14 protein-coding genes are annotated in these 13,434 nt (G+C 69.5%); 8 read left to right on the forward strand and 6 right to left on the reverse strand.

The window, feature by feature from the left end; translation table 11 throughout:
- The first annotated feature begins 15 nt into the window (after nucleotides 1-15).
- Entirely contained in the window at nucleotides 16-1,002 is a 987-nt protein-coding gene (locus VGW35_07800; GenBank protein ID HEV8307558.1) for a TIGR03619 family F420-dependent LLM class oxidoreductase, read from the forward strand.
- Nucleotides 1,003-1,019: 17 nt separating this feature from the next.
- On the opposite strand, the gene VGW35_07805 is transcribed toward VGW35_07800, so the two are convergent.
- Nucleotides 1,020-1,649: an acyloxyacyl hydrolase gene (locus VGW35_07805; protein ID HEV8307559.1), complete on the reverse strand. Its 630-nt coding sequence runs from the start codon at nucleotides 1,647-1,649 to the stop codon at nucleotides 1,020-1,022.
- 104 nt (nucleotides 1,650-1,753) lie between these two features.
- On the opposite strand from VGW35_07805, the gene VGW35_07810 reads away from it, so the two are divergent.
- From VGW35_07810 to VGW35_07820, 3 genes are read left to right on the forward strand one after another with little or no spacing between them, the layout of a single operon-like run.
- Nucleotides 1,754-2,863, forward strand: a complete 1,110-nt coding sequence (locus VGW35_07810; protein HEV8307560.1) for an Mrp/NBP35 family ATP-binding protein — start codon at nucleotides 1,754-1,756, stop codon at nucleotides 2,861-2,863.
- 20 nt (nucleotides 2,864-2,883) lie between these two features.
- Complete coding sequence (locus tag VGW35_07815) at nucleotides 2,884-3,549, forward strand: LON peptidase substrate-binding domain-containing protein (protein ID HEV8307561.1); 666 nt, start codon at nucleotides 2,884-2,886, stop codon at nucleotides 3,547-3,549.
- On the forward strand, nucleotides 3,546-4,268 hold the full coding sequence (locus VGW35_07820) for a PDZ domain-containing protein (GenBank protein ID HEV8307562.1): 723 nt from the start codon (nucleotides 3,546-3,548) through the stop codon (nucleotides 4,266-4,268). The genes VGW35_07815 and VGW35_07820 overlap by 4 nt, the downstream gene beginning before the upstream one ends.
- Nucleotides 4,269-4,439: 171 nt before the next feature.
- Here the strand turns inward: VGW35_07820 and VGW35_07825 are convergent, their stop codons facing one another.
- The 4 genes from VGW35_07825 to VGW35_07840 all read right to left on the reverse strand — a co-directional run bounded on the left by VGW35_07825 (nucleotide 4,440) and on the right by VGW35_07840 (nucleotide 9,752).
- The gene (locus VGW35_07825; protein HEV8307563.1) at nucleotides 4,440-5,783 is read right to left on the reverse strand and encodes an amidase; all 1,344 of its coding nucleotides are present in this window, start codon (nucleotides 5,781-5,783) and stop codon (nucleotides 4,440-4,442) included.
- Between the two features lie 20 nt (nucleotides 5,784-5,803).
- Nucleotides 5,804-7,870, reverse strand: a complete 2,067-nt coding sequence (locus VGW35_07830) for a TRAP transporter large permease subunit (GenBank protein HEV8307564.1) — start codon at nucleotides 7,868-7,870, stop codon at nucleotides 5,804-5,806.
- The gene (locus tag VGW35_07835) at nucleotides 7,867-8,550 is read right to left on the reverse strand and encodes a TRAP transporter small permease subunit (GenBank protein ID HEV8307565.1); all 684 of its coding nucleotides are present in this window, start codon (nucleotides 8,548-8,550) and stop codon (nucleotides 7,867-7,869) included. The genes VGW35_07830 and VGW35_07835 overlap by 4 nt, the downstream gene beginning before the upstream one ends.
- 71 nt (nucleotides 8,551-8,621) lie before the next feature.
- The gene (locus VGW35_07840) at nucleotides 8,622-9,752 is read right to left on the reverse strand and encodes a C4-dicarboxylate ABC transporter (protein HEV8307566.1); all 1,131 of its coding nucleotides are present in this window, start codon (nucleotides 9,750-9,752) and stop codon (nucleotides 8,622-8,624) included.
- 309 nt (nucleotides 9,753-10,061) lie between these two features.
- Between VGW35_07840 and VGW35_07845 the strand changes: the two genes are divergently transcribed.
- Nucleotides 10,062-11,528 (forward strand): NAD-dependent succinate-semialdehyde dehydrogenase, encoded by a 1,467-nt coding sequence (locus VGW35_07845; protein HEV8307567.1) that lies wholly within the window; start codon nucleotides 10,062-10,064, stop codon nucleotides 11,526-11,528.
- On the opposite strand, the gene VGW35_07850 is transcribed toward VGW35_07845, so the two are convergent.
- Nucleotides 11,525-11,755: a hypothetical protein gene (locus VGW35_07850; GenBank protein HEV8307568.1), complete on the reverse strand. Its 231-nt coding sequence runs from the start codon at nucleotides 11,753-11,755 to the stop codon at nucleotides 11,525-11,527. The genes VGW35_07845 and VGW35_07850 overlap by 4 nt on opposite strands.
- 192 nt (nucleotides 11,756-11,947) lie before the next feature.
- Between VGW35_07850 and VGW35_07855 the strand changes: the two genes are divergently transcribed.
- From VGW35_07855 to VGW35_07865, 3 genes are all read left to right on the forward strand, one after another.
- Nucleotides 11,948-12,109, forward strand: a complete 162-nt coding sequence (locus VGW35_07855) for an FmdB family zinc ribbon protein (GenBank protein ID HEV8307569.1) — start codon at nucleotides 11,948-11,950, stop codon at nucleotides 12,107-12,109.
- Nucleotides 12,110-12,122: 13 nt separating this feature from the next.
- Complete coding sequence (locus VGW35_07860) at nucleotides 12,123-12,644, forward strand: type 1 glutamine amidotransferase domain-containing protein (GenBank protein HEV8307570.1); 522 nt, start codon at nucleotides 12,123-12,125, stop codon at nucleotides 12,642-12,644.
- 325 nt (nucleotides 12,645-12,969) lie between these two features.
- Nucleotides 12,970-13,428 carry a protease complex subunit PrcB family protein gene (locus VGW35_07865; GenBank protein HEV8307571.1) on the forward strand — a complete coding sequence of 153 codons (459 nt, stop codon included), beginning with the start codon at nucleotides 12,970-12,972 and terminating at the stop codon, nucleotides 13,426-13,428.
- The last annotated feature ends 6 nt before the right edge of the window (nucleotides 13,429-13,434 follow it).

Below are 13,434 nucleotides of genomic sequence, written 5' to 3' on the forward strand. Positions count from 1 at the left end.
CTTAGGAGGCGTCGCATGAGATTCGGCCTTCGCCTGCCGACCTTCGCCCTCGGGCCCCGCACGGCGTCGCTCGCCGACATGGGGCGCTACCTCAGGCGGGCGGAGGCGCTCGGCTTCGAGGCGGCGGTGACGATCGACCACCTGTTGACGACTCCCCCGGCCTATTCCTGCACGTGGCTCGAGCCGATCGCTCTCTTGTCGGCGCTGGCCGGGGTGACCGAGCGGATCCGCCTGGGGACGATGGTCCTGGTCCTGCCGCTCCGGAACCCGGTCTCCTTCGCCAAGGAGTGGGCGACCTTCGACGTCCTCTCGAGCGGCCGCTCGATCCTCGGGGTCGGGGTGGGCTGGGCCGAGGAGGAGTTCCGGCTCATGGAAGTCCCGCGAAGCGAGCGCGGTCGCCGGATGGAAGAGGCACTGGAGCTGATCACGGCGCTGTGGGCGCGAGACGGGGTCACCTACGAGGGGCGGGTCTTCCGGGTGCGCAACCTCACGATCGAGCCGAAGCCGGTCCAGCGGCCGCACCCACCCATCTGGATCGGCGGCGGGAGCCAGCCGTTCGAGAAGATCTATGGCCAGCACGTCGCCGACGTCACGCCGGTGCTCCGCCGGGTCGCCCGCTACGCGGACGCCTGGGTGCCGCACTCCTCGGCGACGCCCGAGATGGTGCAGCGCGACTGGGCCGTGATCGAGACAGTGGCGCCGGAGCTCGGCCGGAAGGCGGCCGACATCGGCGTGGTCTACTCGAACTTCGTCTGCGTGTTACGGGCAGGCGAGCCGCCGTCGGCGGCCGCCGCCCGGTTCGCCACCTTCTCGGGGATGGACCTCGCCTACTGGCAGGAGCACTACCTGCTCGGCGAGGCCGACGCGATCGCCGAGCGGATCAACGCGCGGATCGCCGCGGTGGGCGGGCGCGTGGACTGGGTCGTCCTGAACCCCGTCGACTGGGACCCCGAGCAGCTCGAGCGCCTGGCCGCCGAGGTCCTCCCGCGCCTGACCGCCTGAGCCCCCTCCCTCGGGCATCAGGGGAAGAAGTGGCTCAGGCCGAGAATGAACACCGACGAGTTGAATCCCGGATTCGGGGTACAGACGGCGGCGTTCGACAGGTGCTGGAACCGGTACCCCAGCGTCACGGCGTCCATGGGAGAGAAGAAGAAGAGGGCACCGACGCCGGCCTGGAGAACGAAGGTCGGGTCGCACGTCGTCTGAGGGATTCCCGACTCGCCCACGATGAGGCCGACGCCGAGCTCGACGTACGAGCGCACCCGGCCGCTTCCGGTCAATACCCACCGGGCGATTCCCGATGCGCCGACGTGGTTCGTCGACTTCCGAGTATCGAGGTGAAGGAACGTGGGCTCGGCGATGAGCTCGAGGTTCCCGCGCGCCCAGCCGGGTCCCCACTCGTCGGTGACGAAGAGGCCCAGGTGGGGCAGGACCTGGAACCCGCTGATCCCGGCCACGGTGCTGGCGAAGTTGTGGCTGATGGAGAAGCCGCCGGCGAATGTGAGATCCTTCGTTCCCCCGGTCAGAGACTCCCCGGCCGCGGTGCTCGACGCGAGACCGGCGGCGAGCAGTCCGAGCGCGGCGACGAAGCTCCACGCCGCGCGACGGGTGGGGACGCGAGGCGGGCGCTGGATCGGGCGGGCGTTCATGGCGCTGCCGTAAGCATCGCATCTCTGTCACCCCGCGCGCGACGGCCTTTTCTCGGGCTCGCTCGCTTGACCCGGTCAGACCGGTCCCGTATAGTGAGCTTGTCATGGCGCTTTTCGGCGGGAAGAGCACCGATGCCGTCACCGAGGATGCGGTTCTCCAGGCCCTTCGCGCCGTCCAGGACCCGGAGCTCCACCAGGACGTCGTGAGTCTGGGCCTGGTCAAGGCGCTCGAGATCCAGGGCGGCCGCGTCTCCTTCACCCTCGAGTTCACGACGCACTCGCCGCACGCCAAGGTCGAGATCCACAGCCAGGCGCGCAAGGCGGTGGCCAAGCTGCCCGGCGTGTCCGAGGTGAAGGTCGGGATGGGCTCCCGGGCGCCGGCCGCCCGGTCGACGCAGCAGGCCGCGGTGCCCGAGAAGCCTGACCTGATCCCGGCGGTCAAGCACACCCTGGCGGTCTCCTCCGGAAAGGGCGGCGTCGGCAAGTCCACCGTCGCCGTCAACCTGGCCCTGGCCTTCCAGGAATCCGGGGCGAGCGTCGGCCTGGTGGACGCCGACGTGTACGGCCCCAACATCCCGCTCATGATGGGGGCGCGGGGGCGGCCCGGGATGTTCCAGAACCGGATCATCCCGGTGCTGGCCTACGGCGTGAAGATCATCTCCATCGGGTTCTTCATCAAGGAGGGGGACCCGGTGGTCTGGCGCGGCCCCATGATCCACTCGGCCATCCAGCAGTTCCTCCGGGACGTGGAGTGGGGTGAGCTGGACTACCTCATCTTCGACATGCCCCCCGGAACCGGCGACGCCCAGCTCTCGCTCTCCCAGGTGCTTCCGCTCTCGGGGGCGGTCATGGTGACGACGCCCCAGGACGTGTCGCTCCTCGACGTCCGCAAGGGCCTGGCCATGTTCCGGAAGATGAACGTCCCTCTGCTGGGCGTCGTGGAGAACATGGCGGGGTTCACGTGCCCACACTGCCAGCACACGACGCCCATCTTCGGCGAGGGTGGCGGCCAGCGGCTCGCCGACGAGTTCGGGATCCCCGTCCTGGGCTCGATCCCGCTCGACCTCGAAACGCGCGTCGGAGGGGATACCGGGAGCCCGATCCTGGTCGCCCGGCCGGAATCGTCACAGGCCGAGGCGTTCCGGAAGGTGGCGAGCGCGGTGGCGGCGCGGCTGTCGACGCTGACCGTGCTCAAGCTGCCCACGATCAGCTAGGCCGCGCAGGCTGCCGACGCGTGACCGAGCTCCAGATCGCCCTCTTTCCGCTCGCTGACGTCGTCTTCTTCCCGGACACCGTCCTCCCTCTGCACGTCTTCGAGCCGCGCTACCGTCGCATGATCGCCGACTGCCTGGCGGGGGACCGCCGCCTGGCCGTGGTCATGTTCCGCCCCGGCTGGGAGCGCGACTACTATGGCCGGCCGCCCATCCACCCGGTGGCGGGAGCCGGGGAGATCATCCAGTGTCAGGGGCTCGCCGACGGCCGGTACAACATCCTGCTGGATGGACAGATGCGGATCCGGATCGAGGACGAAGTCCAGACCGACCTGCCGTACCGCGTCGCGCGGGCCCGACGCCTCGACGACGTCCTCGACGAGGCCGATCGCGCCACGCTGCCCGAGCGCCTCGATGGCCTCCGTGCCGCCTACGCGAAGCTCCTGGAGGCTCTCGGTCAGGCCCACGCGGACCTCGTCGGACGGCTCACCATTGCCGGCGCGCCTCCCGGCGCGCTCGTCGATCGCATCGTCTCGGCCGTCGTCCCCGATGCGACCGTCCGCCAGCGCGTCCTCGAGACGGTGGACGTGAGCGAGCGGCTCGACCTGGCCACCGCGGCCCTGTTCGACCTCCTCACCTTCGTGGCCGGCTCGGAAGGGGAGGAAGAAGAAGAGGCCAGCGAGGAATGAGGGCATCCACCGCCCGGAGGCGCTGCGCGATCTCGGTCGTCATCGGCGCGCTGGTCGTCGCCGGCGTCGCGCCCGCGGTGTTCGGGGCCGAGCGCTACGGATGGTTCGGGGTCCGGATCCGGGACCTTTCCGAGACCGAGACGGAGGATCTCGCGGTCAAGCTGGGCGTGGGAGAAGGCTACGGCGTCGTGGTGGCCGAGGTCCTCAAGGACGCCCCAGCGGAGACCTCCGGGCTGCGGGCCGGGGACCTCATCGTGGCCATCGACGGGCGACCCGTGGTCGAGACGCGCGCCCTCCAGCGGATCGTCGGGGCCACCCCGGCCGGCGGGGAGCTCAAGGTCGTGGTGCTCCGGGACGGGCGACGGCGCGAGCTCCGCGTGCGGGTGGGAGAGATGCCGCCCGACGTCGTCGCCGAGCGCATCGCGGCGGAGTTCGGCTTCCTCGTCCGGGATCCCGCGGGCGAGGAAGCCCCGGCTGGATCCACCCGCCCGCCGGTCGTGGCGGCCGTGCTCGAGCGGAGCGCGGCCGAGCGCGGCGGGCTCAAGGTCGGTGACCGCATCCTGGCCGTGAACGGCCTCGAGGTGGGCTCGGTGGACGCCTTCCGTCGTCGGGTCCAGGACGCCGCCCTGCGCGACTCCATGCGGCTCCGCGTGGAGCGCCAGGGCGAGCCGGTGAGCCTCGTCCTCCCACCCGTCCAGCCCTCGCTCCCGTCCCATTAGGTCATTTCGGGGGGGTCTCGGAAGGCCCCCCCGATGCCCCCCCGTCGTGGCGGCGGCGAAGCCGCCGCTCGGACACTCCTCGATCCGCCACGCGCTCGGGTGGTCGGCGCCGGGCTACTCCGCCGCACGGCTAGGTTCTTCGGGGGGGGTGAGGACCCGCTCCCGCGGGCGTCAAGCGCCTCCCAGCCGGGCCACGAGCCAGCGCGCGGTGCGGAGGAGCCGGGCCTCGCCGTACCGGGGACCGACCATCTGGACGCCGAGCGGGAGGCCGCTCGCGCCCTGCATGAGCGGCACGCTGAGCGCCGGCATGCCGGTGAGCGTCCACAGCGAGCAGTAGACCGGATCCCCCGTCGAGGCGAGCCCCTCGGGAGCAGCCCCGGCGGCGGGAGGCGTCAGGATGGCGTCATAACGCTGCTCGAAGAGCTCGGTGAAGCTCGCGCCGAGCTCGGGAGTGCGGGCCAGAGCGCGGAGATAGTCGAGGGCGCGCGCGTCTCGCCCGCGCTGGAGGCGCTCCCGCAGCGAGGCGGACAGCCGGTCCCGCCCCTTCTCCCACTCCCGCTCGAGGTTGGCGGCCATCTCGGCTTCCATGATGACCCGGTGCCATTCCAGCGCCTCTTCGGCCGCTTCCGAGAGCTCGAGCTCCTCCACGCGCTCGCCGAGCTCCTCGGTCAGCTCGGCGAACGCCTTCCGGGCGTCGCCGTCGACCCGGTCCCAGCGCGCGGTCTTCACGAACGCGAACATCGGCGGCAACGGCGGCTCCTCGGCCGCCGCCTCGAGGTAGGGGACGCGGGCCCGGGGGCGCGAGTCGGGGTCGCGCTCGTCGTGGCCCACGAGCTGCTCCAGCAGAAGCCCGAGATCCTCGATGGTGCGTGCGAACAGGCCGACGTGGTCGAGCGTGCGCGAGAGCCGGAACATTCCCGCCCGCGGGATCAAGCCGTGGGTCGGCTTCAGGCCGTAGACGCCGCAGTACGACGCCGGCCGGATCGTCGAGCCCGCGGTCTGGCTGCCAAGCGCGAGGGGCACCATGGCGGCCGCCACCGCGGCGGCCGAGCCGCTCGAGGACCCGCCGGGAGTGTGCGCGGGATTGTGCGGGTTGCGGGTCTTGCCCGGCGCCCGGGTGGCGAACTCGGTCGTCACCGTCTTGCCCATGATGACCGCCCCCGCCGCGCGGAGCATCGCGACCACGCCGGCATCCCGCGACGGGGTGCGCCCGGCGTGCAGCACGGAGCCGTTCTCGGTGGGCATGTCGGCGGTGTCGATGATGTCCTTGACGCCCACCGGCACCCCGTGCAGTGGGCCGATCGGGCGCCCGCCGAGGCGCCACTCGTCGGCGGCGCGCGCCTGGGCCAGGGCGTGATCGGGATCGAGGAAGGCCCAGGCCTGGACTCGGGCGTCCACCTCACGCACCTGCGCCAGGCACGCCTCGACCAGGTCCTCGGAGCTGATGACGCCCTTGCGGATCAGGCGCGCCCCGTCCGCCGCCGAGAGCCAGTGGAGATTCGTCCGGTTCGTCACACGCCACCCCGGGCGGGGCGTTACTTGCCGTAGAGGAACTCGGGCAACCAGAGGGTCATGCCCGGCCAGATGTACATGAACGCCAGGCAGATGCAGACGATGATCATGTACGGCATCATCCCCGCGAAGATCTGGTTGAGGGTCACGTGCTTCGGCGACACGCCCTTGAGATAGAACGCCGACATCGCCACCGGCGGCGAGAGGAACGCCGCCTGGAGATTGACGGCCACCATGGTGCCGAAGAGGATGGGATCGATCTGGAAGTGGCTCAACAGGGGGATGAAGATCGGGCAGAAGATCACGATGATCTCGGTCCACTCGAGCGGCCAGCCGAGCAGGAAAATGATGAGCTGAGCCGTGAACTGGAAGCCGAGAGGCGACAGGTTCATGCTCAGCACCCACCGCTCGATGAGCGACTGGCCGCCGTGCAGCGCGAAGACGGCCGAGAACAGCGCCGAGCCCACAAAGAGCCAGCACACCATGGCAGTCGTCTTCGCGGTGAGGAAGGTCGATTGCTTCAGGTTCTCGCGCAGCTCCTTCGAGGTCCGCAGGTTCCAGAGCCCGGGCACCACGGTGCCCGCGAGCGTCCCGCCGATCGAGCCCGCCACGAGCAGCGATGCCCAGTCCTCGCCCTGCCACCACCCGAGCGCTATCCCGATGATCGCCCCCACCAGGCTCCACAACCACACCTGACGCGGGACCCTCGCCATCACGGCGAGGTACATGGCGCCGAGCGCGCCGATCGCCGCCGACTCGGTGGCGGTGGTGATGCCGAAGAGGATCACCGCGAGCACCACGACGGTGAGCACGCCGAGCGGCACGACCGACGCGCACAGCTCCTTGAGGATCTCGAGCTGCTCCCCGTCCATCCGCCAGAAGTAGACCAGGAGCAGCAGCCCGGAGACCGCGGCCAACCCCCAGAACCAGCCGTAGAAGTGCTCGGGAGTCTTCCCGGCCGCCGAGGCTGCCCCGGACTCCCTCAGCGAGGTCATCTCCTCCGGCGGCCCCTCCGCCTTCGGCGCCGACGGCGCGGGCTCAGGCTCGGACTCCCCCCCGGCCCCGAGCTCCTGCAGCTTCTCTTCGGCCGGCGCGGGTTTCGCGCTGGCCGGCGGCGCCGTCGGCGCCGCCGCGACGGCCCCCGCGCGCGTCGCCGCCGTGGGTGCCGCCGCGGTGGCCGCCACCGCCGGCGCGTTGTAGATGACGACGTACCACCAGGTCGCGCCGAAGGTGCCGACCGTCAGCAGCAATGGCACCGAGAGCGCGAGCAGGCTGTTGACGATCACCCGGTACCCGACCGGCTGGCCGGCCGGACCCGTGGCACCGCGCAGGAGGCCTGGTCGAAATGCGGCGGCGATGAGGCCGGGAACCACGCTGTGAAAGCGGCCGCGCTCGAGGCGCCGGAGATACTCCGGCACCGCGAGGCGGTACTGGTCGGGCCGCAGCTTGGGCGCGATCTTCGGATTGATGATGGCCCAGCCGAGGATGTAGATCAGATACAGAAACGTGAGGAAGAAGCCCGGCAGCATCGCCGCCGCGTAGAGCTTGACGATGGACTGCCCGGCCACCGCCGCGTAGACGATCAGCATCACCGAGGGGGGGATGAGAATGCCGAGAGTCCCGCCCGCCGTGATCGCGCCGGAGGCCAGCTTCACGTCGTAGCCCGCGTTCAGCATGGGCCGCATGGCGATCACGCCCATGAGGACGACGACGGCGCCGACGATGCCGGAGGCGATTCCCCAGAACGCGCACACCAGCAGTGTCGTCACCGCCAGCGAGGCGGGGACGCGCCGGAAGGCGAGCTGGACGCTGTGGAACATCCGATCGACCAGCGCCGCCCGCTCCATGATGTAGCCCATGAAGACGAAGAGCGGGATCGACAACAGGGTGTCGTTGGTCATGACCCCGTATGTCCGCTGCACGATCAGGTCGAAGACACGGTTGTCGTACCAGTGGCCGGCGGGGCTCCAGAACGCGATGTAGCCGAAGACCATTCCGAGGCCCATGAGGGTAAACGCGGTCGGGAAGCCCATCATGATCGCGACCACGATGAGCGCCAGCATCGTCAGGCCGAGTGCCGGATCGCTCACGGGGTCCTGCTCTGGCGCTCGGTGTCGTCCACCACGCTGCGGTGGCGCGCCGCCTCGTCGATCGCGTGCGCGCCCTCCATCGCGGCGCGACGGGACTCCTCGTCCACGAACTCGCTGCCGCCGAGCTGCGTCTGGATCACGTCGATCTCCTCGACATCCTCGAGGCGCGGAGGCCAGGCGCCGGTGCGCAGGCACACCAGGCAGCGTACGATCTCGGCCAACCCCTGGAGCATGACCAGCGCGCCCGCGATCGGGATCACCGTCTTGAAGTGGTAGACGGGCGGCCCCTCGGCGGTGACGGTCGAGTGCTCCCCGATCCGCCACGAGAGGGCGGCGTAGTCGTACCCCGCGTAGATCAGGCCCAGGATGCCCGGAATGAAGAACAGGAAGTAGAGCGCCAGGTCGAGCGCGGCCTGACCGCGCGGTTTCATGTAGATGTAGACGAAGTCGGCCCGCACGTGCCCGGCGGCGGCCAGCGTGTAGGCCCCACACATCATGAAGAGCGTGCCGTAGAGCATGCTGTTGAAGTCGAAGATCCAGGCCGTCGGCGCGTTCAGGATGTACCGCTTGAAGACCTCGACGGAAACCACGAACGTCAGGGCCACGATCAGCCAGGCGAAGGCCTTGCCCGACCAGTAGCTGGCCTGGTCGATCGTCCAGAGAAGCCGCCGAGCGCTCATCAGGACAGAAAACGGGCCAGCCATCCGGCGCGCGCCGGATGGCTGGCCTGCCCGGGAAGGATCACGGGAAGCTAGCTCTTTTTCGCGAAGTAGTGGTTATACGCCATGCGGCGGCTGACGTTCGTGTCGAGGTCCCACTTTACCGCGCGCTCGGCGAATTTCCTCTGCGACTCGGCGATCTCCTTGAACATCGGATTGTCGGCCGACTTCTTCACCAACACCTCGTCGAAGATCTCGAGCTGCCTCTTCAGGACGGAGTCCGGGGTCTTGTAGAACCGCACCTTGTCCTTCGTCTGCAGCTCGATGTAGTCCTTCGAGTAGCGGTCGATCGACTTCCAGGCCATGTCGGCCGAGGCGGCCTCCACCGCGTTCTCGATGATCGCCTTCATCTTGTCCGGCAGCGCGTCGAACTTGGCCTTGTTGAACGTGATCTCGAGCTGCTCGGCGTTCTGGTGGTAGCTCTGCAGCATGCAGATCTTGGACACGTCGGCGAAGCCGAGGATGCGGTCGGAGGTGGCGTTGTTGAACTCGGCGGCGTCGAGGAGCCCGCGGTCGATGGCGGGCACGATCTCGGCGCCGGGCAGCGCGTTCACCGCCGCCCCCAGACCCTGGAACAGGTCGATCGAGATGCCCACGGTGCGGAACTTGAGGCCCTTGAAGTCGTCGGGCTTGGTGATCGGCTTCTTGAACCAGCCGAGTGGCTGCGTGAACATCGGGCCGTAGGGAAAGGAGACGACGTTGGCGCCGATCGACTGGTAGAGCTTCTGGAGCAGCTCCTTGCCGCCGCCGTACTTGTGCCAGGCCAGCAGCATGTTGGCGTCCATGCCGTAGGCGGGGCTGGAGCCCCAGAGCGCCAGCGCCGTCTGCTTGCCGTAGTGGTAGACGAGGACGCCGTGGCCGCCGTCCAGCGTCCCCTTCGACACCGCATCGAGCAGGCCGAAGGCGGGGACCACCGCGCCGGCGGGCAAGACCTCGATCTTCAGATCCCCGCCGGTCATGTCGTTGACCTTCTTGGCGAAGTCGAGCGCGTACTCGTGGAAGATGTCCTTCTGCGGCCAGGTGCTCTGCCATCGCATCGTGATCGGCCCTTGCGCCTTGACGACCCTCGGGAAGCCCAGGGCCGCCGCGCCAGTCGCCGCCACGGCCGCCCCCCTCAGGAACTTGCGGCGCGACGTCTCGGTCGTTGCGTGCGGAGTGTTCATCGAGCGCCTCCTCCTCGTCGGAGCTTGAAGTGGACGGCCGTGAATGTGGACCCTAACCTCCCGGCCGAAAACGGCGCGGAAGACCGCAATCCGGGACCGGGCATACCCGCGGTCTGACCACGGCGTCACCGTAGCGGTCGGTCGAGGGGTTTGTCAAGGGCGCAGCCCGGTCTCCGGGCCCCGGATGACGGCATTCGCCGCCCACTCGACGGGGCCTTGACGGGGTGCGCCCGTCGCCCTACAGTGCGCGTGTTGCCCGGTGATCCCGCTCCTCGGGGTGTCAACGCCTCGCGATAAAGGATGGTTCCAATGGCCGATTACAATCGGATGTTCATCGACGGACAGTGGGTCGAGGCTTATGCCGGGGGTACCTTCGGGGTGACCAATCCCGCGACGGGGGAGATCGTGGCGGCGGTGGCGGACGGCGGAGCGGGGGAGACGGCGCACGCGATCGAAGTGGCGCATCGAGCCTTCGAGGGCTGGGCGGCCACGCCGGCGAAGGAGCGCGGGATCATCCTGCATCGGATCCAGGCTCTCATGGAGGCCGGTCGGGACAACCTGGCCCGTCTCGTGACGCAGGAGAACGGCAAGCCGTTCGAGGAAGCGCGGCGCGAGGTTGGCTTCGCCCTGGGGTACTTCGGCTGGTTCGCCGAGGAAGGCCGGCGAACCTACGGGGAGCTCGTGCCGTCCCCGTTCCGGGACAAGCGCCTGTGGGTCCTTCACCAGCCTGTGGGAGTGGTGGGGGCCATCACCCCCTGGAATTTCCCGGCGACCATGGTGACCCGCAAGATCGCGCCGGCTCTGGCCGCCGGCTGCCCGGTGGTCCTCAAGCCCGCGTCGGCCACCCCGCTGACGGCCCTCGCCCTCGCCGGGATCACGGCGGAGGCCGGGCTGCCACCGGGCGTCTTCAACGTCGTCACCGGGGCTCGCTCACGGCCGATCGGCGAGGTGCTCACGAGCCATCCCTTGGTGAAGAAGATCGCCTTTACCGGCTCGACCGACGTCGGCAAGCAGCTCATGCAGAGCGCGGCGCGATCCCTCAAGCGGGTGTCCTTCGAGCTCGGGGGCAACGCCCCCTTCGTGGTGTTCGACGACGCCGATCTCGACGCGGCGGTCGAGGGGGCCGTGGCGATCAAGTTCCTGCGCGTGGGGGGGCAGTCGTGCATCTGCGCCAATCGGATCTTCGTCCAGGAGACGATCGCCGGTCGCTTCGTCCCGCGCTTCGTGGAGGCGGTGGCCGCGCTGCGGGTCGGCCCGGGATTCGAGCCGGGCGTGGTCGTGGGACCCCTCATCAACGAGGCGGCCCGGAAGCAGGTGCACGACCTCGTCGAGGACGCCGTGTCCCACGGGGCGCGGGTCGCGACGGGAGGCCGCGCGCTGACCGAGGGGGCGCTCGGGCGAGGCTACTTCTACGCGCCCACCGTCCTCCTCGACGCGCGCGATGAGATGCGGGTCTGCCGGGAGGAGATCTTCGGGCCGCTCGCCCCGGTCCTCACGTTTCGGACCGAGGCCGAGCTGATCGCGCGGGCGAACGACACCGAGTACGGGCTGGCCGCTTACCTCTACGCTCGGGACCTGGGCCGCGTCACGCGGGTGGCCGAGGCGCTCCAGTACGGGCTGGTCGGGGTGAACGACGCCGCCGGGTACACCCACGAGGTGCCTTTCGGCGGCTTCAAGGAATCCGGACTCGGCCGCGAAGGTGGGCGGGAAGGGATCCACGAGTACATGGAAGCCAAGTCAGTGGTGGTGAGCCTCCCGGCCCGCGCTTCTGGTTAGGCCCGAGCCACCGACACCCGGAACCCGTACTTCCACAGGGGGTCTTCTTCCGAGGGGATCGCGCGCCGGTCCTTCCGGCGGCGGTCCACCGGCGCCGTCTCCTCCGAGCGCCGCCGCTCCCCGTGCCGACGGTCCAGGACCACTGTCACCTCGGGCTCCTGGAAGTGCTGGTGGAGGTAGCTGAAGAGCGCCGGCTCATCCCGCCTCACGACAACCACGAACGGCATGGTCCCCCCCACCCGGCGTCTCCGACTGCCTGGGTCGGAGGCATGCTACCAGTGGAGGTCGGAGGGCTGTCAAGGGCCAATCGCACGGGGAGGCCTCCCTACCCCTTGACCCCTCGGACGCTCCGGTGTATCAGGGGAGAGGGACGTCGCCTCGGCAGACCTGCCACGCGCTCCCGGAGAGGAGGTCGGGTCATGCCTCTCTACGAGTTTTTCTGCCCGCGCTGCCAGAAAGCGGTGTCGATGACGCTCACCGTCAAGGAACGCGAGATTGGCAACGTCAAGTGTCCGAGCTGTCAGACGGCGCTCCAGCCGGTGATGGCCACCTTCTACTCGAAAACGTCACGCAAGAGTTAGGAAAGGGGACTCCATGCAACTACGAGGCAAGCGGGTCGCGATCCTGGCCGAGAACCTCTACCAGGAGATGGAGCTCTGGGTGCCCTATTACCGGCTCCGGGAAGAGGGCGCCGAGGTCCACGTGGTCGGGGCGGGGGCCAAGACGTATACCTCCAAGCACGGCTACCCGGTCAACGTCGACGTCCAGGCCGACCAGGTGAACGCCGTCGAGTACGACGCCGTCGTCATCCCCGGGGGTTTCGCGCCCGACCTGATGCGACGGTCGCCGGCGATGGTCAAGCTGGTCCGGGAGGCGTTCGAGCACGGCAAGCTCGTGGCGGCCATCTGCCACGCCGGCTGGATGCCGGTCTCGGCCGGGATCCTCAAGGGAAAGCGCGCCACCAGCTTCTTCTCGATCAAGGACGACCTGGTCAACGCCGGGGCCAACTGGGTCGACGAGGAGGTCGTGGTGGACGGCAACCTGGTCACCTCGAGGAAGCCGGACGACCTCCCGGCCTTCTGCCGGGAAATCGTGAAGGCGCTGGCCAAGAAGTAAGCGCGACTCCAGTCCGACCACGCTGAACGGGAACGGGAGAGCCACACGGCTCTCCCGTTCGCGCGTTCTCGTCGCGGCGCGCGAGCCCCCGCCGCTCGCCGTTGCTCCGCTCTGATCTTAGCCCTTGACATCCTCTGGGTTTTGCTCTAAGTTGTTTTCCTACCGGGGTCGGAACCGAGGGCGGTACCATGTGCCCTTACCGGCTTCGACGGCCCGAACGCTCCTGGCCAGCAGTCCGGCTGGCCGAGAGGAGGCTTCGCGGCTTTCCCGCTCGCTCTTCGCCATCGCGCGCATCCTTCCTGACGGCCGCTTCCGGCGGTGACCCGTGAGCCGCCTTCCCCTGCTCGGGTGTCTGGTCTGGGGCGTCGCCGCCGGGATCGCGCTCGCCGACTCTACCCCGAGCGCGCGGGCGGTGGCCTTCGTGACCGTCGATCGGGGTCTGCAGAGCGGGGTTCGGCAGCGCCTCCAGGCCGTCGTGCGGACTCCCGAGCAGTGGGCGGCCCTGTGGAGGCGGCACTCCGGGCCGTCAGCCGCCCCGCCCTCGGTCGACTTCGCCGCCGAGATGGTCATCGGGGTATTCGCCGGCGAACGCCCCGCCACGGGATACGAAGTGGAAATCACCCGGGTGCTCGGGACGGACCATGGGCTCCGGGTGAGCTACCGCCAGCGCACGCCGTCACCGGGGGCCCTCGTCCGCCCCGTGCTGACGAGCCCGTTTCACCTCGTCCGGCTGCCGAGAACCGACTTGACCGTCGACATCGTGCCCGAGCCGTCGGAGCGTTGAGGTCGC

Source organism: Candidatus Methylomirabilota bacterium, from assembly GCA_036005065.1.
Taxonomy (GTDB): domain Bacteria; phylum Methylomirabilota; class Methylomirabilia; order Rokubacteriales; family DASRDR01; genus DASYQW01.

Coding starts and splice junctions, on each gene's coding strand:
- VGW35_07800 (HEV8307558.1), top strand. CDS start 16: ATGAGATTCGGCCTTCGCCTGCCGACCTTCGCCCTCGGGCCCCGCACG.
- VGW35_07805 (HEV8307559.1), bottom strand. CDS start 1,649: ATGAACGCCCGCCCGATCCAGCGCCCGCCTCGCGTCCCCACCCGTCGC.
- VGW35_07810 (HEV8307560.1), top strand. CDS start 1,754: ATGGCGCTTTTCGGCGGGAAGAGCACCGATGCCGTCACCGAGGATGCG.
- VGW35_07820 (HEV8307562.1), top strand. CDS start 3,546: ATGAGGGCATCCACCGCCCGGAGGCGCTGCGCGATCTCGGTCGTCATC.
- VGW35_07835 (HEV8307565.1), bottom strand. CDS start 8,550: ATGAGCGCTCGGCGGCTTCTCTGGACGATCGACCAGGCCAGCTACTGG.
- VGW35_07840 (HEV8307566.1), bottom strand. CDS start 9,752: ATGAACACTCCGCACGCAACGACCGAGACGTCGCGCCGCAAGTTCCTG.
- VGW35_07845 (HEV8307567.1), top strand. CDS start 10,062: ATGGCCGATTACAATCGGATGTTCATCGACGGACAGTGGGTCGAGGCT.
- VGW35_07850 (HEV8307568.1), bottom strand. CDS start 11,755: ATGCCGTTCGTGGTTGTCGTGAGGCGGGATGAGCCGGCGCTCTTCAGC.
- VGW35_07855 (HEV8307569.1), top strand. CDS start 11,948: ATGCCTCTCTACGAGTTTTTCTGCCCGCGCTGCCAGAAAGCGGTGTCG.
- VGW35_07860 (HEV8307570.1), top strand. CDS start 12,123: ATGCAACTACGAGGCAAGCGGGTCGCGATCCTGGCCGAGAACCTCTAC.